18 protein-coding genes and 1 pseudogene are annotated in these 21,045 nt (G+C 46.1%); 18 read left to right on the top strand and 1 reads right to left on the bottom strand.

The genetic code is table 11. The features are described 5' to 3' along the window. Positions 1-5 precede the first annotated feature (5 nt). From pfkB to OCV77_RS16645, 15 genes and pseudogenes are all read left to right on the top strand, one after another. Complete coding sequence (pfkB, locus tag OCV77_RS06380) at positions 6-944, top strand: 1-phosphofructokinase (protein ID WP_262574100.1); 939 nt, start codon at positions 6-8, stop codon at positions 942-944. 254 nt (positions 945-1,198) lie between these two features. Then, complete coding sequence (locus tag OCV77_RS06375; protein ID WP_262574099.1) at positions 1,199-2,689, top strand: UDP-N-acetylmuramoyl-L-alanyl-D-glutamate--2,6-diaminopimelate ligase; 1,491 nt, start codon at positions 1,199-1,201, stop codon at positions 2,687-2,689. A gap of 18 nt (positions 2,690-2,707) precedes the next feature. After that, a complete protein-coding gene (gene priA / locus OCV77_RS06370; protein ID WP_262574098.1) occupies positions 2,708-4,954 on the top strand; it encodes a replication restart helicase PriA in 2,247 nt (748 codons plus the stop codon). Positions 4,955-4,975: 21 nt separating this feature from the next. Then, on the top strand, positions 4,976-5,449 hold the full coding sequence (def, locus tag OCV77_RS06365; protein WP_118797724.1) for a peptide deformylase: 474 nt from the start codon (positions 4,976-4,978) through the stop codon (positions 5,447-5,449). Positions 5,450-5,466: 17 nt separating this feature from the next. Then, complete coding sequence (fmt, locus tag OCV77_RS06360) at positions 5,467-6,405, top strand: methionyl-tRNA formyltransferase (RefSeq protein WP_262574096.1); 939 nt, start codon at positions 5,467-5,469, stop codon at positions 6,403-6,405. Between the two features lie 34 nt (positions 6,406-6,439). Continuing rightward, positions 6,440-7,165, top strand: a complete 726-nt coding sequence (locus OCV77_RS06355; protein WP_118797726.1) for a zinc metallopeptidase — start codon at positions 6,440-6,442, stop codon at positions 7,163-7,165. A gap of 14 nt (positions 7,166-7,179) precedes the next feature. Continuing rightward, positions 7,180-8,541, top strand: coding sequence for a 16S rRNA (cytosine(967)-C(5))-methyltransferase RsmB (gene rsmB, locus OCV77_RS06350; RefSeq protein ID WP_262574095.1), 1,362 nt, complete (start codon positions 7,180-7,182; stop codon positions 8,539-8,541). Then, the gene (rlmN, locus tag OCV77_RS06345; RefSeq protein ID WP_262574094.1) at positions 8,538-9,620 is read left to right on the top strand and encodes a dual-specificity RNA methyltransferase RlmN; all 1,083 of its coding nucleotides are present in this window, start codon (positions 8,538-8,540) and stop codon (positions 9,618-9,620) included. The genes rsmB and rlmN overlap by 4 nt, the downstream gene beginning before the upstream one ends. Next, complete coding sequence (locus tag OCV77_RS06340; protein WP_317246625.1) at positions 9,617-10,360, top strand: Stp1/IreP family PP2C-type Ser/Thr phosphatase; 744 nt, start codon at positions 9,617-9,619, stop codon at positions 10,358-10,360. Before rlmN ends, OCV77_RS06340 begins: the two co-directional genes overlap by 4 nt. 27 nt (positions 10,361-10,387) lie before the next feature. Then, positions 10,388-12,643: a Stk1 family PASTA domain-containing Ser/Thr kinase gene (gene pknB / locus OCV77_RS06335; RefSeq protein WP_262574093.1), complete on the top strand. Its 2,256-nt coding sequence runs from the start codon at positions 10,388-10,390 to the stop codon at positions 12,641-12,643. A 3-nt stretch (positions 12,644-12,646) separates the two neighbouring features. Then, entirely contained in the window at positions 12,647-13,522 is an 876-nt protein-coding gene (gene rsgA, locus OCV77_RS06330; RefSeq protein ID WP_262574092.1) for a ribosome small subunit-dependent GTPase A, read from the top strand. Between the two features lie 177 nt (positions 13,523-13,699). Beyond that, complete coding sequence (locus tag OCV77_RS06325; RefSeq protein ID WP_262574091.1) at positions 13,700-14,347, top strand: DUF3793 family protein; 648 nt, start codon at positions 13,700-13,702, stop codon at positions 14,345-14,347. Between the two features lie 22 nt (positions 14,348-14,369). Then, a complete protein-coding gene (locus OCV77_RS06320; protein ID WP_118797731.1) occupies positions 14,370-14,801 on the top strand; it encodes a flavodoxin in 432 nt (143 codons plus the stop codon). Between the two features lie 233 nt (positions 14,802-15,034). Continuing rightward, positions 15,035-15,769, top strand: coding sequence for a copper homeostasis protein CutC (locus OCV77_RS06315; RefSeq protein WP_262574161.1), 735 nt, complete (start codon positions 15,035-15,037; stop codon positions 15,767-15,769). A 135-nt stretch (positions 15,770-15,904) separates the two neighbouring features. Next, positions 15,905-16,024: pseudogene (locus OCV77_RS16645) on the top strand (L-glyceraldehyde 3-phosphate reductase); the annotation flags it as partial. Here OCV77_RS16645 and OCV77_RS06305 read toward each other — a convergent pair. Next, complete coding sequence (locus OCV77_RS06305; protein WP_118797733.1) at positions 16,014-17,159, bottom strand: PucR family transcriptional regulator; 1,146 nt, start codon at positions 17,157-17,159, stop codon at positions 16,014-16,016. The pseudogene OCV77_RS16645 and the gene OCV77_RS06305 sit on opposite strands and share 11 nt — an antisense overlap. 175 nt (positions 17,160-17,334) lie before the next feature. Between OCV77_RS06305 and OCV77_RS06300 the strand changes: the two genes are divergently transcribed. From OCV77_RS06300 to OCV77_RS06290, 3 genes are all read left to right on the top strand, one after another. Beyond that, complete coding sequence (locus OCV77_RS06300) at positions 17,335-18,693, top strand: aspartate aminotransferase family protein (RefSeq protein ID WP_331488776.1); 1,359 nt, start codon at positions 17,335-17,337, stop codon at positions 18,691-18,693. Between the two features lie 87 nt (positions 18,694-18,780). Next, positions 18,781-19,383: an iron-containing alcohol dehydrogenase gene (locus OCV77_RS06295; RefSeq protein WP_317246624.1), complete on the top strand. Its 603-nt coding sequence runs from the start codon at positions 18,781-18,783 to the stop codon at positions 19,381-19,383. 51 nt (positions 19,384-19,434) lie between these two features. After that, positions 19,435-21,021 (top strand): ABC transporter substrate-binding protein, encoded by a 1,587-nt coding sequence (locus tag OCV77_RS06290; protein ID WP_118797735.1) that lies wholly within the window; start codon positions 19,435-19,437, stop codon positions 21,019-21,021. The last annotated feature ends 24 nt before the right edge of the window (positions 21,022-21,045 follow it).

Here is a 21,045-nt window from a genome sequence, read left to right as displayed (position 1 = left end):
AATGTATGATCACAACAATAACACTCAATCCGGCTTTAGATAAAACCTGCTTCGGGGAACGGATGTGCCCTGGACAGGTTAATCGTATGGACAGGGTCAGAAATCTTCCGGGAGGAAAGGGAATTAATGTCACGAGGGTGCTGGCCGGTTATGGATTTCCGGTGAGAGCCATGGGATTCCTTGGGGGACATACAGGTATTTTTATTGAAAACAGAGTCAGACAGTTTCCGGCAGAATGTGCCTTTACACAGATTTCCGAAAGCACCAGAACCAATACCAACCTGATCACAGGGGACGGTTATGTGACAGAAATCCTGGAGCCTGGTCCGGTGGTCACAGAAACGGAGCTTTCTAGATTCCGGGAAGATTATGAGAAGGCACTTGCAGATACGGAGCTTGTGGTAATGAGCGGCAGTGTGCCTCCTGGCATCAGCCCGGATATATACAGGGAGCTGATCGAAAAAGCTTCCTCCTTTGGGAAAAGGGTGATCCTTGATACCAGTAAGGAAAGCCTCCGGGAAGGAATCAAAGGAAAGCCTTTCCTGATTAAGCCAAACACAAAGGAACTGGAATATCTTACAGGAAGAAGCCTAAGGAACAGGGAAGAGATCACGGAGGCTGCACTTATGCTTTGCCGGGAAGGTGTCCACAGCGTAGTCGTTTCCATGGGAGAAAAAGGACTTCTTTATATATCAGAAACAGAAAGGATCGCGGCAAGACCGCCGAAGATCAAGGCAGTCAATACGGTTGGCTGCGGTGATACCGCAGTGGCATCCCTTGCCATGTCTGTGCTTGCAGGAGAAGATGCAAAGACGGCACTTGTGAAGGCGGCAGCGATTTCGGCAGCGAATGCAACAACAGCAGAGAACGGCGTGTTTTCCAAAGAATTTGCGGAAGAACTGATGCAGAAGGTGACAGTGGAGAACCTATTTATTTTTTCTTAATTTTGATTTTATACTTTTATTAGGAAGTAGTCACAATTTGTACACATTTACTGGGTATTATAATAATCAAGATAGTTGAACAACTCACTATCTCCCCCCTCATAAGAAAAGCAAACCCCCGGTATCCCCCGGGGGTTTTGCTTTGTCTGTAATGGATAAGTCTGCAGTGCGTCAGAAAACAACCCCACAGTTGAAAAAACACGACAGGCATGCTATTTTATTATAAGGATAGCTGGCAAAAAAGGAGAATGAAAATGACGGAAAAAGAGTATTGCTGCAGAGACCTGCTGGCAGGACTGTCTTATGAGTGTGTCAGGGGCAATGTGGACAAATGTGTAAATGAGGTTGTATACGACTCCAGAAAGATAAAAGAAGGATGTCTGTTCATCTGTATCTGTGGATACAATACAGACGGACACAGCTATATACCAGAGGCTCTTGAGAAAGGCGTTTCTGTACTGGTCGTGCAGAAGGACGCAGAGATACCAAAGGACAGTGATGTAACCGTGATCAGGGTGGAGGATACCAGATATGCCATGGCATTTATCGCTGCAGCATATTTCGGGCACCCTGCAGACCAGCTGAAGGTCATCGGCATCACGGGAACCAAGGGTAAGACGACGAGTACTTATCTGATCAAATCTATTCTGGAGAGTGCAGGATATAAAGTGGGACTGATCGGAACGATCGAAACGATCATAGGGGATACCCATATTCCGTCCAAAAACACCACGCCGGAATCCTTCGTTCTGCAGGAAACCTTCCGGAGGATGGTGGATGCAGGCATAGAGATTGTAGTCATGGAAGTGGCATCCCAGGGACTCAAGCTCCACAGAACCCAGGGCTTTGTTTTTGAAGTAGGTATTTTTACCAATCTTGAGCCTGATCATATCGGACCGAACGAGCATGCGAGCTTTGAAGAATACCAGGCATGCAAGGGACTTTTGTTCAAACAGTGCCGTCATGGGATCGTCAATAAGGATGACGAACACATGGAAGCAGTACTTAAGGGGCATACCTGTGATCTGGAAACCTATGGCTTTGACAAGACAGCAGATCTTTATGCGGAGGATCTGAAGCTGATTGACAAGCCGGGAGAGCTTGGGGTTGATTTCCATGTAAAAGGAAAGATGGACTTCGAGGTGGAGGTACCGACACCAGGCAGATTCAGTGTGTATAATGCACTGACGGCGATCGCTGTCTGCAGACATTTCAGGGTAGAGATCCCGAAGATCAAAGAGGCACTTCTGAAGGCTCATGTAAAGGGCAGGATCGAGATGGTGCCGGTTTCTGACAAATTTACCCTGATCATTGATTATGCGCACAATGCCATGAGTCTGAATAGTCTTCTTTCCACCCTGAAGGAATATCATCCAGCAAGACTTGTCTGTGTATTTGGCTGTGGCGGTAACCGCTCCAGACTCCGCCGGTATGAGATGGGAGAGGTCAGCGGAAGGCTGGCTGATTTAACGATCATTACTTCGGATAATCCAAGATTTGAAGAACCGCTTGCAATCATGGCTGATATTAAGACAGGGATTGATAAAACAGATGGAAAATATATTGAAATCTGCGACCGGAAGGAGGCGATCGCTTATGCGATCGATCATGGACAGCCGGGAGATATTATCGTTCTTGCTGGAAAGGGACATGAGGATTATCAGGAGATCAAAGGGGTCAAGTATCCTATGGATGAAAGAGTCCTGATTGCAGAGATCCTGCAGGAGAGGGCAGACAGGAGCTGACCCTTCCGGGAGAATGGCATGAAGGAAAAGAAATATGCGGATGTCATTATTGACATTTCCCATGAAAAGGTAGATCGGACCTTTCAATATAAAATACCGGAAGCCTTAAGAGAGACGGTGCTTGTGGGAACCAGTGTGATGGTGCCCTTTGGAAGGGGAAACCGTCTTACGGCCGGTTATGTGGTGGAGATCACAGATCAGGCAGAGTTTGACGAAGAAAAAATGAAAGAGATCTACAGCCTGTCAAAGCAGAAGGTTTCTCCGTCAGAGGATGCGTTGAAGCTGGCAGTCTTTCTGAAAGAAACCTATGGCTCCACTATGATCGCTGCCCTGAAGACAGTGCTTCCTGTGAAGAGGGAAGTAAAGGCGAAGGAAAAGAAAACGATCGTACGGCAGATGACCGGGGAAGAGATCCGTTCACTTCTTGCAGAGAGCATAAGGAAGCATCAGACGGGAAAGACAAGGTTTTTGGCAGCGCTGACAGAAGAAAAAAAGCTTCCTTATGAACTGGTGACAGGAAAACTCCATATAGCACCATCGACTATAAAAAGCCTGATCTCACAGCAGGTGATTACAGTAGAGACAGAGAGCTATTATCGTAATCCGGTACGACTGGAAACCGGCAGGAGGGAAGAAAAAAAACTCAGCAACGAGCAGCAGGCGATCGTAGATACAGTGATCGCTGACAGGGATGCGGGGATCTGTAAAACCTACCTGATCCATGGTATTACCGGAAGCGGCAAAACAGAGGTATATCTTTCCCTCATAGAGGAAACGGTAAAAAGAGGAAGACAGTGTATCATGCTGATCCCTGAAATTGCCCTGACCTATCAGACCCTGCTTCGTTTTTACAAACGGTTTGGAGACCGGGTATCGGTCTTAAACTCCAGTCTTTCCGAGGGGGAGAGGTACGACCAGTGTGAGCGGGCAAGAAAAGGTGAGATTGATGTGATCATAGGGCCAAGATCAGCTCTGTTTGTACCTTTTGAAAAGCTTGGCATGATCGTGATCGATGAGGAACACGAGCCGAGCTATAAAAGTGAGACCATGCCAAGATATCATGCAAGGGAAACCGCAGAGTACCTTGCTTCTCTTAAAGGAGCCAGTCTTGTGCTTGGCTCTGCCACACCTTCCCTGGAGGCTTACAGCAGGGCAAAAAAGGGCGAATATGAGCTCTTTACCCTGACAAGGAGACTGACAGGCGGCAGGCTGGCAGATGTTTCAGTCGTGGATCTCAGAAAAGAGCTGAAGGAGGGCAACCGCTCTATTTTCAGCAGAAAGCTGCAGGAGCTGATAGAGGACAGACTATCCAGAAAGGAACAGATCATGCTGTTCCTGAACCGGAGAGGCTATGCAGGCTTTGTGTCCTGCAGATCCTGCGGACTCGTGATGAAGTGTCCCCACTGTGATGTATCTCTTTCACAGCACAGAGGTGGAAAATTAGTATGTCATTACTGCGGATATGAAATGCAGGAGCCAAAGAAGTGCCCGTCCTGTGGATCGCCCTATATCCTGGGCTTTAAGGCGGGAACCCAGCAGATCGAGGATCAGATCAGGAAGAGATTTCCGGGGGCAGGAGTGCTCCGTATGGATGCAGATACGACCCGGAGAAAAGGAAGCTATGAGGAGATTCTTTCTTCCTTTGCCGGGGAGGAAGCAGATATTCTCCTTGGAACCCAGATGATCGTAAAGGGACATGATTTCCCAAAGGTGACGCTGATGGGCGTGCTGGCAGCGGATCTTTCCTTAAATGACAGTGATTATCACTGCGGGGAGAGAACCTTTCAGCTTCTGACCCAGGCGGCAGGCAGAGCCGGGAGAGGGGTAAGGAAGGGAGAGGTAGTGATACAGACCTATCAGCCGGATCATTACAGCATTACCCTTGCTGCAAACCAGGACTACGAGGCTTTTTATGAAGAGGAAATGGGATATCGTGAGCTTATGGGATATCCCCCGGCAGAGCATCTGCTGGCGATCCTGTTTACTTCAAAGGAGGAAGGGCAGGCTCTCGCGGCAGCAGAAGAAACAGGCAGGATCCTCAGAAACTATCAGGAAGAAAGCGGCAGATCAGATGGTTCTGTTATCGGACCGTCGAAAGCTGCAGTCTCCAAAATAAATGATATATATCGTTTTGTGATATACTGTAAGGAAAAGGATTATCAGAAACTGCTGATCTATAAGGAGCTGACAGAAAACTACAGAAAAAATCTGCCGGGAAACAGCGCATTTGTACAGTTTGATTTTGACCCGGTAAACACATATTGACGACAGAAGGGATGGAGAGGAATGGCAATCAGAAATATCAGGGAAATGGGTGATCCGGTTTTAAACAAGACCTGTAAGCCGGTCACAGAGGTAACGGAAAGAATCGCGGAGCTGATCGAAGACATGTTTGAGACCATGTATGATGCAGACGGAGTCGGACTGGCAGCGCCTCAGGTGGGAATCCTGAAGCGGATCGTAGTCATTGACGTAACAGGAGAGGATCCGATCCTGCTGATCAATCCGGTTATTATCGAGACAAGCGGAGAACAGACCGGCAATGAAGGCTGCCTTTCCCTGCCGGGTAAGACCGGCGTGGTAACAAGACCGAATTATGTAAAGGTCAGAGCTTATGATGAAGAGATGAAGCCCTTTGAAATTGAAGGAACAGAGCTGCTGGCAAGAGCTTTCTGCCATGAGATCGATCATCTGGACGGTCACCTTTATGTGGAAAAGGTAGAGGGCGAACTGATGAGTACAGAAAGCCCGGAGCAGTAATGTAAGGAGAGGTTCGGATGAAGATTATTTATATGGGAACACCGGATTTTGCGGTAGCGCCGCTTGAGGCGATCCTGAAAGCCGGACACGAAGTGACGGCAGTAGTGACACAGCCTGACAGACAGAAAGGAAGAGGCCGGGAGGTGCAGTATTCACCGGTGAAGGAATGCGCCCTGTCCTATGGCATTCCGGTGCTGCAGCCTTTGAAAATCAAAGAAAAGGATGCCGTAGAGGAACTTAGGAAGTATCCGGCAGATATCTTCGTAGTGGCAGCTTTCGGACAGCTGTTATCAGAAGAAATTTTAAATATGCCAAGGCTTGGCTGTATCAATATCCATGCCTCCCTCCTTCCGGCTTACCGGGGAGCAGCGCCGATCCAGTGGTGTGTGATCAACGGGGAAGAGAAGACCGGAGTGACCATCATGCAGATGGCAAAGGGAATGGATACCGGAGATATTCTTCTGCAGAAGGAAGTTGTCCTTGATGAAAAGGAAACCGGCGGCAGCCTGTTTGACAGATTGATGGAAACTGGTGCGGAGCTGATCGTGGAAGTTCTGCCCAAGATCGAGGCTGGAGAGCTTACTCCTGTGGTACAGAAGGAAGAACTGGCAACCTACGCAGGAAAGATCACAAAGGATATGGGAAACATCGACTTTGCGAAGTCTGCCGTGACAATTGAAAGACTGATCCGGGGCTTGAATCCCTGGCCCAGTGCTTTTACCCATTATAAAGGAAAGATACTGAAAATCTGGGAAGCTGATGTGGTGTCAGAATGTGCAAATGCAGAAAATCCGGTTCCCGGCACAGTGATCGCCATGGATAAGGAATCCTTTACGCTGGCAACAGGAGAGGGTGCCCTGAGGATCAGATCCCTGCAGCCTGAGGGAAAGAAACGGATGAGCTGTGCGGAGTTTATGAGGGGCTATGAGGTAAAAGTGGGAGAAGCATTACACTGATCAGAAAAGCGGATCAGAAAAGGAGAGATGAAACATGGGCTATTATTATGGTTTTGACCCAACTTATATTCTGGTAATCATTGGTGCTGTTATTTGTATGCTGGCAAGCAGCAACGTCAATAATACCTACAGAAAGTATGCGAAGATCAGAAGCAGAAGCGGAATGACAGGCGCAGAGGCAGCGGCGAGGATCCTTGCCATGTCGGGGATCCATGACGTATCGATCCAGCATATCAGCGGAGATCTGACAGATCATTATGATCCGTCAAAAAAGGTTCTGCGGCTTTCCGATGCGGTATATGATTCCCATTCGGTAGCAGCGATCGGTGTGGCAGCCCATGAGTGTGGTCATGCTGTGCAGCATCAAAAGGGATATCTGCCGCTGAAGCTGAGATCCCTTCTGGTACCGGCGGCAAATCTTGGTTCAAAGCTTGGTCTTCCTATCGTTATCCTTGGACTGATCCTTGGAATCGGCTTCCGGCTCCCAAATGGCGATTATTTTTCATTAGCCATGCTTGGTGTATGGATCTTTTCCCTGGCGGTGCTGTTCCAGATCGTAACACTGCCGGTAGAGTTCAATGCTTCCAGAAGGGCGCTTTCCATGCTTCGTGACTATGGCATGCTGTCTTCGGATGAGATTGGGGACTGCAGAAATGTACTGACGGCAGCAGCACTCACCTATGTGGCTGCGGCAGCTTCTTCTGTTTTACAGCTGCTGCGACTGCTGATGCTGAGTAACCGCAGAAGGGACAGAGATTAGGAAGGCATACCGGATTGGAAAATATAAGAGAGCTGGCAGTGGATATGCTGTCAGAGATTATGGAAGAAGGAAGCTACTGTCATCTGGTGATCCGCAGTGTGCTTCAGAAATATAATTATAGAGACAGCCGGGATAAGGCGTTCTTAAAACGGCTGGTAGAGGGAACCGTGGAGAGATGTATCCAGATCGATTATGTGCTGGATCAGTTCTCCAAAGTGCCCACAGTCAAAATGAAACCATTTATACGGAATCTGCTGCGAAGCAGTGTATATCAGCTTCTGTTCATGGACAGTGTACCGGACCGGGCTGTGTGCAATGAAGCGGTAAAGCTTGCAGGAAAAAGAGGCTTCCGCCAGCTTTCCGGCTTTGTTAATGGGGTACTGCGTAATATTGCCAGAAATAAAGAACAGATCTGTTTTCCGGAGGAAGAGAAAGATCTGGTAAAGGCACTTTCCGTGAAGTTTTCCATGCCTGCATGGCTTGTTGAAAAGCTTCTGAAAGAGCAGGGAGAAGAGAAGACACGAAGGATGCTGGAAGCATTTCTGCAGACAAAGCCTGTGACGATCAGACTGAAAGAGGATCTTTCTGCATCTGAAAAGGAAAGGCTGATCTCAGCCATTGAAAAGACCGGCTGTAAGATGTCGGCACATCCTTATTTACCTTATGCGTACTGTATCGAAGGAGCAGAAGGGCTTTTGGCACTCCCTGGCTTTGAGGAAGGCTTGTTCCAGGTGCAGGATGTGAGCAGTATGCTGGTTTGTGAATGTGCCGGGATCCGGGAGGGTGACAGGATCCTTGATCTCTGCGCAGCACCGGGAGGCAAGAGCATTCATGCAGCACAGAAGCTGAAAGGGACAGGACTTGTGGTCTCCAGGGATATCAGTGAGGAGAAGACAGCACTGATCCGTGAAAACCAGCAGAGAATGAAAATACAGAATATGGAAGTCTCAGAAGGAGACGCCAGGATCTTCTGCGAGGAAGATAAAGAAGTCTATGACGTGGTACTGGCAGACCTTCCCTGCTCCGGACTTGGTATTATGGGAAAGAAGCCGGATATCCGCTATCATGCGAAAAAAGAGGGACTTGAGAGCCTTAAGGCGCTGCAGCGTGAGATCCTCAAAAACGCTGTTTCCTATGTGAAGCCCGGCGGTATACTTCTTTACAGTACCTGTACCATCAACCAGGGAGAAAATGAAGAAAATGCAGTGTGGCTTACCAGACAGTTCCCTTTCGGGCTGGAATCCCTTTCCCCGTATCTGCCAGAGGTACTGAAGGAAGAGGGAAAAGATGGCATGTTACAGCTTATTCCCGGAGTACATGAGACGGACGGCTTTTTTATTGCCAGACTGAAAAAACAGGAGAATAAACAGACATGATGGAACAGTCAGGTCTTTTAACGGAGAAAAAAACAGATATCAAGTCACTTACACTTCCGGAGCTGACGGCTGAGATGGAAGCCATGGGAGAAAAGAAATTCAGGGCAGGACAGCTATATCAGTGGATGCACCAGAAGCTGGCAGGGGATTATGAGGAAATGACCAATATCCCGGCAGCACTGAAGGAAAAATGCCGGGAGAGATTTACCTATACTTCCCTGGTCTGCGTCAGGGAACAGATCTCAAAGATCGATGGAACAAGGAAATATCTGTTCGGACTGTCTGACGGCAATGTAGTAGAGAGCGTTTTCATGCGCTATAAGCATGGAAACAGCGTCTGCATTTCTTCACAGGTGGGGTGCCGGATGGGATGCCGGTTCTGTGCTTCCACCCTGGATGGCCTCGAGCGGAATCTCCTGCCCTCTGAGATGCTGGATCAGATCTATGCCATTACGAGAATCACAGGTGAGAGGGTTTCCAATGTAGTTGTGATGGGAACAGGGGAACCTCTTGATAATTATGACAATCTGCTCCGGTTCCTGCAGCTTCTGACAGCAGAAGAGGGGCTGAACATCAGTCAGAGAAATGTGACTGTGTCCACCTGTGGCATTGTAGAAAAGATCAGGGAGCTTGCAGATGAAAAGCTGCAGATCACACTGGCACTTTCCCTGCATGCGACGACAGATGAGAAGAGAAGAAAGCTTATGCCCATTGCTAATAAATACTCCATAAAGGAGCTGATGGAGGCCTGTGCCTATTACTTTAAACAGACAGGAAGACGGATTACCTTTGAATACAGTCTGGTAGGCGGGGTGAATGATACCCCGGAGGATGCCAGAGAACTGATTGCCCTGATCAGTCCCTTAAACTGCCATGTGAATCTGATCCCGGTGAACCCGATCAAGGAAAGAAACTATGTACAGTCAGAGGAGAAGGCCGTTCTGCGGTTTAAAAAGACGCTTGAACTCTCCGGAAATAATGCTACAATTAGGAGAGAACTGGGCAGAGATATTGATGGTGCCTGCGGACAGCTGCGGCGCAGACATATAGAAGAGACACCACAGGAGGTAGGAAAGTGATCAAGTCCTTTTCTGTAACGGATATCGGCAGAAAAAGAAAATTGAATCAGGATTTTGTATATTCATCAGATGAAGCTGTAGGCAACCTGAAGAACGTTTATATCGTTGCAGATGGTATGGGAGGTCATCAGGCGGGTGATTATGCTTCCAAGTGTACAGTGGAAACCATGGTACGGGAGATCAAAGGCTGCTTTGAACAGAGCCCCATCCGTATTTTAAGCAGGGCAATCCGGATCGCCAATGATCAGGTGAGACGGAAAGCACGTGAAGATGAAAGCCTGTATGGTATGGGAACTACAGTAGTAGCAGCGACCGTTCTTGGTAAATATCTGCAGGTAGCAAATGTAGGTGACAGCAGACTTTATATCATTAATGAGGAAGTAAGACAGATTACAAGAGATCATTCCCTGGTGGAGGAAATGGTCAGGATGGGAGGCCTTGACAGAGAGGCAGCAAGAAACCATCCGGATAAGAATATTATTACCAGAGCAATTGGTGCAAGAGATACCATAGAGATTGACTTCTTTCATGAAGAACTGAAGAGTGGAGATCTGATACTTATGTGCTCTGACGGACTGACCAATATGTTAGAGGATGAAGAGATCGGCAGGATACTGAAGACTCCGGGTACGATTGAGGAAAGAGCAGAGAGACTGATCGATGCGGCCAACCAGAACGGCGGCAGAGATAACATAGCGGTAATTCTGATTGATGCGTTCGCCAGAGAGAACGAAGATTAAAGACCCACGAAGCATGGAGAGGTAAACATGATTAAGATAGGAATGATGATAGGAGACAGATACGAAATACTGGAAAAGATCGGTACAGGTGGTATGTCCGATGTCTACAAGGCAAAGGATCATAAGCTGAACCGGTTTATTGCAGTGAAGGTATTAAAGCAGGAATTCAGTGAGAATGCCAATTTTGTATCCAAATTCAGAATAGAAGCACAGGCAGCAGCAGGCCTGATGCATCCCAATATCGTGAATGTATATGATGTCGGTGAAGAGGACGGTATTTATTATATTGTCATGGAGCTTGTAGAGGGGATCACCCTCAAAAAGTATATCGAGAAAAAGGCCAGACTGTCGGTGAAGGAGGCAGTCAGTATTGCCATCCAGGTGAGCATGGGTATCGAAGCTGCCCATAACAATCATATCATCCACAGGGATATCAAACCCCAGAATATTATGATCTCCAAGGAAGGCAAGGTAAAGGTAACAGATTTTGGTATTGCCAAGGCAGCAACCAGTAATACTATTACCTCCAATGTGATGGGATCGGTACATTATACCTCACCGGAGCAGGCAAGAGGTGGATATTCAGATGAACGGAGTGATATCTATTCCCTTGGAATCACGATTTTTGAAATGCTGACGGGCAGAGTGCCCTTTAACGGGGAAACTACAGTGGCGATCGCCATTAAACATATTCAGGAGGATCTGCCTTCTCCAAGAGATTTCGTACCAGAGATCCCTGTCAGTGTAGAGCAGATCGTATTCAAATGCTGTCAGAAAAGTCCGGACAGACGTTATCAGTCCATGGGTGAGCTGATCACGGATCTGAAGCGTTCCCTGATGACTCCTGATGAAAATTTTGTCAAGCAGGTCAATGCAGATGAGGAAGCATCCACAAGAATGATCTCAGATAAGGATTATTCACAGATCAAAAAGCAGTCCGGCGCTTCCATTGAGGAAGCCATGCATCTTCGTAAGGAAGAGGAGGTGCGCAGAAATGTGCAGAAAAAACAGCAGCCCTCCGGACAGAAGAAAAAACAGCAGCCTTCCGGCAAGAAGCAGGTAAAGCGTAAGCCAAAGCCACAGCCCCAGCCGCCAAAGAAGGAGCGGGAGGACGTTTATCACAGCAGGAGAAAGTATGAACCTGATGAGGACTATGAAATTGATGAAGAGCTGGAAGAGGATGATGAGGAAGAAGAAACCACTTCTGGTATGGAAAGACTGACTACGATCCTTGCGATCGTGGCAGCCGTTATCATCGGCTGTATCATACTCTTTCTGGCAGGGCGGGCGATCGGTCTGTTCCATACAGGAGGCCAGGACAGTGAAGAAGAGGTGACAGAGGAAAAGAAGCAGGTAGAAATGATCGATGTCGTTGGAAAGAACATTGATGATGTAAAGGTTGCCCTGCTCAATATAAACCTCACACCTGAGATCCAGTATGAAGAAAATACCCAGTATGCGCAGGGCATTGTCATCAAGGCCAGTGCGAATGCAGGGGAAATGGTAGATGAAGGAACCAACATCGTACTGACAGTCAGTGCAGGATCAGAAGGGATCGAGGTTCCAAAGGTAGTCGGACTTTCAGAGGCGGAGGCAGTTTCCAATCTGGAGCAGAAGGGCTTCCAGGTATCGAAGACATCTGCAGCTGACCAGTATATCCAGAAGGGAAATGTCATCAGCCAGTCACCGGAAGGGGGAAGTAAAGCTTTTTCCGGGGCTACGGTTACGATCTGCATCAGTACAGGCATTGAAAATGCCAAGATTTCAGTACCGGATGTGATGGGAAAAAGTGAAGATGAGGCCATGAGTATTCTGGTGGAAGCCGGTCTCCAGCTTGGCAGTGTAACAGAGGTTACGAACAATAACAAAGATTATCTCGGACTTGTATGCTATCAGAGCTATTCTGCAGGAACCTATGTAGATGCGGGTACCAGGGTAGATATTCATGTCAGTGCAGGCCCTGCGCAGGCAACCTACCGTTTTACAGACAGTATTACACCGCCAACCAGTGCGGAGGATCCTAATTACAAATCGGGAACAACGGTGACAGTGACACTGATGGCAGATGACGGGACGCAGCTGATGAGTACGCAGACATCTTCATTCCCTATTGCACAGCAGAATATTACCGGGATCAAGACCAGTACCGGTTATATTCTTTTCCAGTATCAGAACACGATAGAAGGTTCCACGATCACAAATGAGGACGGCAGTGTCACAACCACGGAAGGATCGACAGAGAATAAAGAGATCCGCCGTGCAGTAAACTTTGTACAGGAGTAGGGCATGCAGGGAAAGATCGTCAAAGGAATTGCAGGCTTCTATTATGTTTATACAGCGTTAGGATTGTTTGAATGCAAGGCCAAGGGCATATTCCGGAAAGAACAGAAAAAGCCGCTTGTAGGAGATCTGGTAGAGATGGTGCCGGTGGACGTGGAAAAAATGACCGGTAATATCACAGAGATCCTGCCAAGAAAAAACACACTGATCCGTCCGGCATCCGCCAATGTGGATCAGGCACTTGTGATCTTTGCTATCGTGAAGCCGGATCCCAATTATAATCTTCTGGATCGTTTTCTGATTACCATGGAGGAGCAGTCCCTTCCCTGTCTGATCTGCTTTAACAAGCAGGATATTGCCACTGAAGAGGAAAAGCAGGAACTGATCGAGGCTTATGGGAAAAGCGGTTATGAAGTGCTTTTTGTCAGCGGAAAGCTGCAGGAAGGCATAGATACGATCAGAGAGAGGCTGCAGGGCAAAACCACAGTGGTGGCAGGGCCAAGTGGCGTTGGCAAGTCCACGATCATCAATGCTCTTTATCCGCAGGCAAATATGGAAACCGGCGAGATCAGCAGAAAGATTGAAAGAGGAAAGCATACAACGAGACATGCAGAGCTCTTCGCACTCTCCGAGGATACCTTTATTTTTGATACACCGGGATTTACATCCCTTAATCTTGGAGAGATGGAAAAGGAAGAGCTGCAGGGGTTTTATCCGGAATTTACACCTTATGAGAAATACTGTAAATTTACAGGCTGTTCCCATATCAGCGAGCCGGTCTGCGGGGTAAAGGATGCCCTTGAAAGGGGCGATATCAGCCGGGTCAGATATGAGAATTACAAGGTGCTTTATGAAGAAATCAAAAACAGAAGAAAATATTAGTTGACAAAAGGATGTCTTGCAGATAGAATAGTTAGTGGTAACTAACCAAACCATTAATGCCCGACATACTTTTCATGAGGACGGCCAGAAGAGGTTCTGGCCGTTTTCTGAAAAGAATAGTTAGTCAGAACTAACTATTAAAAGCCGTGGAGAAATTTTTACTCGGGAGAGCAGGAATTGAGCAGAGAAACATGGGAACTGATAAAACATATGGAAACAGAGGGACTGGAGGTACAGATGATCATACAGTGTGCTCCTGTGATCGCCGGTCTTAAGGTATCCAATCTGCTGATCATTCCTGAAGGACAGCTTTTTCAGTTACGGGAGCTTCTGAAGGACAGCAGCATCAGTATGTATCTTCTTCTGAAGGAAGAGGGACGGCTGGTTATCCTGCTTTATCACCGGGAATGGCTGCAGAGGATGCTCGGAGAGCCGGACAGAAAAGCATGGCTGGTAAAGGCCGGGTATAAAGCGGATTATGACAGTGTGCGGGCAGGACATGAGGGCATCAGCCTGTCAGCGGTTTTGGCCCGTTTTCGCAGAAGATACCAGTCCTACAGCAGGGGCATGAAAGACTTTCCACATGAAATGGGAATCCTGCTTGGATATCCGGTAGAGGATGTGGAAGGCTTTATCTTACATAAGGGAGGCAGTTACCTCTGCAATGGGTATTGGAAGGTGTACTATAATGTTTCACAGAAACAGAGAACCTTCCGCTGGTATTCCTTTGCAGAACATCATCTGCTTTGTCTTCTGAAGGAAGGACGCAGCATACCGGAGATCATCAGGCTGTACCAGAGACCGCTTGGAATCGTTCCGGCATAAAAAAGAGAGGAGAATCATTACAATGGAAACAGTAAAAATCGTATTCTGGTCACAGGGTGGAAATACAGCAGCTATGGCAGCAGCCGTAGCAGAGGGTGTGCAGGAAGCCGGCAGCAAGGCAGAGATCATCAATGTCAGTGATGCATCCGCAGCCGATCTGCAGAGCATGAAAGGATTTGCCCTTGGATGCCCTGCCATGGGAGCAGAAGTTCTGGAAGAAATGGAAATGGAGCCCTTCATGTGTGAACTGGAAGGAAGTCTTGCCGGCAAGAGCGTAGGCCTGTTTGGTTCCTACGGCTGGGGAGACGGCCAGTGGATGCGTGACTGGGAAGAGAGATGCAAGGCAGCCGGCGCAGCTGTTGTAGGCGGCGAAGGCGTGATCTGCCAGGAAACCCCGGATGATGGTGCAATCGCAAGCTGCAGGGCACTTGGCAGGGCACTGGCAGCCTTATAAATCAAATTGCTTATTACCTAACTTCTAAAATCTTATATCACACAAAGGCCATGCGCTGCATGGGACATAAGAGTGGTGTCCTGTACGGTGACATGGCTTTTGTGTTTTAACTCAGTCGAGCAGCTGTTCCCGGAGGAGAAAACATGCTTTACAGATCGATATTTCACCTGTAAAGTTGATATTGTGAGTGAAAAGAAATAAAAGGAATATAAGGAGGAGTTCTTTTGAAAGGATTGCTGGAAATTTGCTGTGGCAGTTTTGAAGATGTGAAAACAGCCTGGGAAAATGGTGCGAATCGTGTGGAGCTTAACAGTGCACTGTATTTGGGCGGATTGACTCCGTCTCTTGCAAATTTGCTCTGCGCAAAGGAGCAATGTGATATTCCGGTTGTGACTATGGTCAGACCAAGAGGGGGTGGCTTTTGTTATTCGGGAGAAGAATATAAGACCATGCTTTTGGATGCACGCATGCTTTTGGATCACGGGGCGGATGGGATTGCTTTTGGCTTTTTGAAAGCAGATCATACGCTGGATGTTGTGCGGACGAAAGAAATGCTTGCGCTTATTCATGAAAAGGGAAAAGAAGCGGTATTTCACCGGGCATTTGATTGTGTTGTACAGCAGGAGCATGCAGTGGAAACCTTGATCTCTCTTGGAACAGATCGGATTCTTACCAGTGGTGGTGCACCGGATGTATGGACGGGAAGAAAACAATTACAATGGTTGCAAAGCCAATATGGAAACGAAATCACATTTTTGGCAGGAAGCGGTGTGAATGCCGAAAATGTAATTGATTTGATGGAATATACGAAAGTGGAGCAGGTACATACATCTTGTCGAAAATGGTGCGTGGATGTGACTGCCTCACAGCAGGAAGTGGATTTTTCTTATGCCGCAGGTCAAAAGAATGCATATGAAATGGTGGATGCAAAAAAAGTAAAAAAAATGGTAAAAATACTGACCTTGTAGTTTGTATAGGGTTTAGAATCCAGACTGTAAAAATCAAAGTGCACAGGGTATTTTGATAGTTGTCAACATCGGCTTACAGGATGTAGATGGACTGAAAACGTCTGAATATTTTTGTATGAAGCTGCAAGGAAGAATATTAGAGATGGTAAGACTACAAGCGTACTGATTGGCGCATCCAAGCCATCGCAAATACTGGATAATATCAAGGCAATCCGGAATATGTTCTGTGATGAAAATAAAAAAATTATTTTATAGAACGAATTTGAAAAGCCATTTGCAGCATAAGCATATCCTCTGGCTCATCCAGCGATAGGGGAAGAAGCGCCTGGATTTTTTTCAGGCGATAGCTAATGGTATTGCGGTGTGTAAACATCGTATTAGCTGTATCCAGAATGCTTTTCTGACACTGAAAGTAAATGTGTAACGTTTCCAGAAGCTGGGTTTTGTTTTCGGCATCAAAGCGTTCTAAGATTCCAAGAGATTCTTCATAAATATGATGAAGAATCTCTTTATTTGTTACGGAATAAAGGATACGATGAATGCCAAAATCCTGAAAAAAGAGATAGTCCTTATTCTGCTGCATAGCAGCATCCAATGCAACGACAGCGTTTTCGTAGCTGTATCTGACGTGCATCAAAGAATGGACAGTTTCGCCAATACCAATGCGGGGATGTGAAACCTGGCTGTTCTGACGTTGCCTAAAATGATTGTTTGCTAATAACAAATCTAGAAAGTTCTGAATAATTTCGCGAGCACAGTTTTGTGCAATGAGCACAATCTTATCTTTCTTAAGAAATAAACAATACTTTATCTGCAAGGAATCCAGATGATTTTGAATATTAATGATGGAAACGGCATTGCCAAATAAAAGAACAGTATACTGTGCTCTTTCAGGGAAGCCGTAGGATTCTAGCTCAGTATACTTTTTTATTGGATAGGAAGAATCGGTCATAATGTCGCTGAACAGATGAGTAATTGTATTTTCCTGATAGGTATTCATAAAAATTTGATTACAAATATCCTGCATAATATCAACAATGTGAATCTGCCAGGGCATTGTAAACAATGGAAAATCGTGTCGATCGCAAAGCGCCAGTATTTCAGGGGAAATGGAATCTGCTTTTATATAGTTTCCGATATTGATAATCAGTCCGCTGCAGGAAGAAAATGCAAGCTCTTCAATCAGCTTATAAAGCCAGTTAGGATCGCTGCGAATCATCATACCGGTGGTGATGACAAGCTCTTTACCGCGCAGAAAAGAAATATTACCAATATCCTCTGTGTAATAAAGCCAGGAAACAGACGAACTGAGCCCATCAGCACCCGCAATCAAACGCAGGCGATACTGTTCACGATAGCTGTGATAAATATTCAGTAATAATGGCTGCATAGGTACGCTCCCCCTTTAAAGGAATTTTTGTCATTATAACAAAATAATTATTGTGCGTCAAGCACAATGAAGATTGAAAAAATTGTAAAATGAACAAATTGAATTGTGCTTTATGTTATGATATATTTTCAATAACAACAAAAAGAGCAGGGATGTTACAAGAAAGGTGGAGAAAATGACAATGTTAAAAAATGAGCTGCCTAGAATTGTAACAAAACAAATTCCAGGGCCAAAAGCAGCAAAATGGATAGCAAGAAGAGGTGAGGCAGTTCCTTCAGCAATCAAATGTGTATACCCTATCGTGATAGCGCGAGGAGAAGGCGCCATGCTTGAGGATGTGGATGGAAATTATTTCCTTGATTGGGTAGGTGGTGTCGGTGTGCTGAACATTGGATATTCCAGGCCTGAACTGATAGAGGCAGTAAAAAAACAGTCAGAGCGGTATTTCCATGGAATGTTTAATATTGTTACACATGAAGGATATGTTGCGCTGGCAGAAAAGTTAAATGCCATTGCACCGGTAAAGGGTACGAAAAGAAAAACGTATTTTGCTAACAGTGGTGCAGAGGCAGATGAAAATGCAGTAAAAATAGCAAAGGCTTTTACGAAGAGACCTAATATTATTGTATTTTCGGGAGCGTTTCATGGAAGAACCATGCTGACAATGGCGATGACATCAAAAAAAGCATACGCTTATGGCATGGGTCCATTTCCAGATGGTGTATACCGTGCTGAGTTTCCCTATCTGTATCGGAAGCTAGAGGGGATACCGGAGACAGAAGCAATTTCTTATTATATTAAGAGTATTGAGCAGGTATTTGAACAGGCATCGCCTGCAGAATTTGTGGCAGCAATTGTGGTGGAGCCTTTGCAGGGCGAAGGAGGATTCGTACCCGCTCCGATAGAATGGGTAAAAGCAGTTAGAAAAATTTGTGATAAGTATGGAATTCTTTTAGTCGCAGATGAAGTGCAGAGTGGATTTTGCAGAACAGGGAGAATGTTTGCAAGCGATTACTGGAAGGATGCGGATGCACAGCCGGATATAGTAACAACAGCAAAATCCATTGCAGGTGGTATCCCACTCAGTGCAATCACTGCACGGGAAGAAATCATGGAAGCAGTGCCTTGCGGTGTAATAGGAGGTACTTTTTGTGGAAACCCGCTCGCATGTGCTTCTGCACTTCAGGTAATTGAGATTATGGAGAAGGAAAATTTTGAGGCACGGGCAGTTGAAATTGAAAAAAAGGTAATGAAGCGTTATCAGAAAATGCAGAAGAAGCTGCCGGTTATTGGCGATGTAAGAGGGATAGGCGCAATGATTGGCCTTGAAATTGTAAAAGACCAGGAGAGCAAGCAGCCTAATCCAACGCTTGTTTCTGAAGTTGTTCAGGAGTGTATACAGAATGGATTGATTATTGAAAACGCTGGAATTTATGGAAATGTAATTCGCTTTTTGGCACCACTTGTGATTACAGATGAGCAGCTGGAGGCTGGCTTGGATATTCTTGAGGCAGCAATCCGTAGATGTATGTAAGCTGAAGAAGGGAGACTGGATATGGATTTTCAATTTTATCTGCCAGTGAATCTTTCTTTTGGTGAGGGCTGAGTAGAGACCGTGGGAGTGGAGACCGCAAAATATGGAAAGCGGGCACTGCTTGTTACGGGAAAAAACAGTACCAGAAAAACAGGTTTGTTAGACAAAGTAAAGGCTTTGCTGGAAAAAGCAGGTGTTGATTGTGTTGTTTTTGCTCAGGTATCAGCGAATCCTACTTCTGACATAATGGAAGAAGGCGTCAGGCTGCTTACGGAACAGCACTGTGATGTAGTAGTTGCACTTGGCGGAATGAATATTAACATGGCAGGCGTTACGGCACCGCATGGTATGGAGCACCCGGCAAGTGGATTGCGTGATATTGTACATGGACGGGGATTGGCGGCTTTGACACCGATTATTTATCAAAAGTCCTTTGAGACTGCACCGGCAAAGTTTGATAAAATCTCAAGGCTGCTGGGTGGAAAGGACAGAAGAGAACTTGTTCCCAGAATACAGGAACTGCTGGAGGTGCTGGAAGTGAAAACAACGCTTTCACAGGAAGGAATAAAGGAATCAGATGTGGACTGGATGACGGATAATTGTGCAAAGGTATCCGCACCTGCAATGGCTGCGCATCCACAGCATTTTACAAAGGAAGAAATCCGGGAAATTTACCTGGAGGCTTTATAAAATAAAGAAAACTATTATGGGAGAACAAAGGTAAAAAAGGGAGGACACAAGATGAAGAAAAAGGTTTTAAGTCTATTATTAGCACTGGCTATGACGGTGGCAGGCACAACCGGCTGTGGAAGTGGAAACGGAGCAGGTGGGACTGCAGCAATCGATCCTAATAAGATTGCTATTGTAGCAATGGGGGATTATCTGGTACAGGATTGGGATCCTGCGATTTCCTATGGTGTAGATCCCCGTGTATTCTGCAATGTATATGAAACATTGATGACCAGTAATCCGGACGGAACCTACAATAATGTACTGGCAACAGATTATACAAGGAGTGAGGATAGTCTGACATGGACATTTACGCTGCGGGATGGCGTAAAGTTTCAGGATGGGACGGACTTTAATGCAGAAGCAGTGAAGTATTCGATTGACAGAACAATTGCTCTTCAGAATGGCGGCTCTTATATCTGGGGACCGGTAAAGGAAATCAAAGTTATTGATGATAAAACGGTAGAGTTCACACTGAACTATCCGGTTGACCTGCGGGAGATTGTTTCCTGTCAGTATGCAGCATTCATCTATGCTCCATCAGCAGGTGATGATCTGGATGCGTCTTCCAAATGGTTTTATGAATATAATATGTGCGGCACGGGGCCTTATATGCTGCAGGAGTATTCTAATGGAAGCCACCTGATTCTGAAGAAATTTGCAGATTACTGGCAGGGCTGGGATGGTAACCATATTGAACAGATTATTTTTAAGTCTGCGGAAGAATCTACGACCAGACGTCAGATGATAGAAGGCGGAGAGGCAGACATCGCATTTGACATTACGGCCAGCGATGCAGAAGCCATGGCTTCGGATCAGAATCTGACGATTGAGGTAACAGACACAGAAAAGAATCTTCAGTGCTTCCTGAATGTAGAAGCTGGACCGTTACAGGATCAGAAAGTAAGACAGGCAATCGCATATTCTTTCCCGTATCAAGATGTAATTGATTATGTACAGTATGGAAAGTACGCAACACTTCCAAAGGATGTGATTGCACCGGCAACCTTGATTGGCTCTACGACAGAGATACCGTATACATACGATTTGGACAAGGCAAAGGCATTGCTGGAGGAAGCCGGCAAGGCGGATGGCTTTGAATTGACTGCTTCTTATCACAATATTGATGAGGATACAAAGAAGGTATTGGAGCTTTGGAAATCAGAATTGTCTAAGTTAAACGTTACCTTAAATATAGAAGCAAACTCATGGGAGGTTGTATACAATAAGGCGAAGAGTGCCAATCCGGAAGAGAGAGATGATTTGTTTATCTGCAAAACCTTTGCGGATACCAATACAGCGTATGGACCGTACAGTACCTGTGTAGAATCCGGAGCTGGCTGGAACTTCTCTGGAATTAAAAATGCAGAATATGACGAGAAGATTGAAGCTGCTTACCAGGCAGGTGCTTTTGACCAACGACAGTTTATTGATGGTTTCCACGAAGTAGGTGCAAAGATTGCAGAGGACTGCTTCCAGATGAACCTGTATGATTTTTCACAGATTACCGCAGTTAGCAAAGATTTTCATGGCTTTACATTAAACCCGGCATATCAAAGTGCAGTACTTTTTTATAACTGCTATAAAGGAAACGAATAAAACATAGCAAAAACAAAAAAGGCG

Origin of the sequence: Suilimivivens aceti, assembly GCF_025567405.1 — a bacterium.
GTDB classification, from domain to species: Bacteria; Bacillota; Clostridia; order Lachnospirales; family Lachnospiraceae; genus Suilimivivens; species Suilimivivens aceti.
The sequence above is the reverse complement of the archived record's forward strand: the minus strand, read 5'-3'. Positions and strand labels throughout refer to the sequence as shown.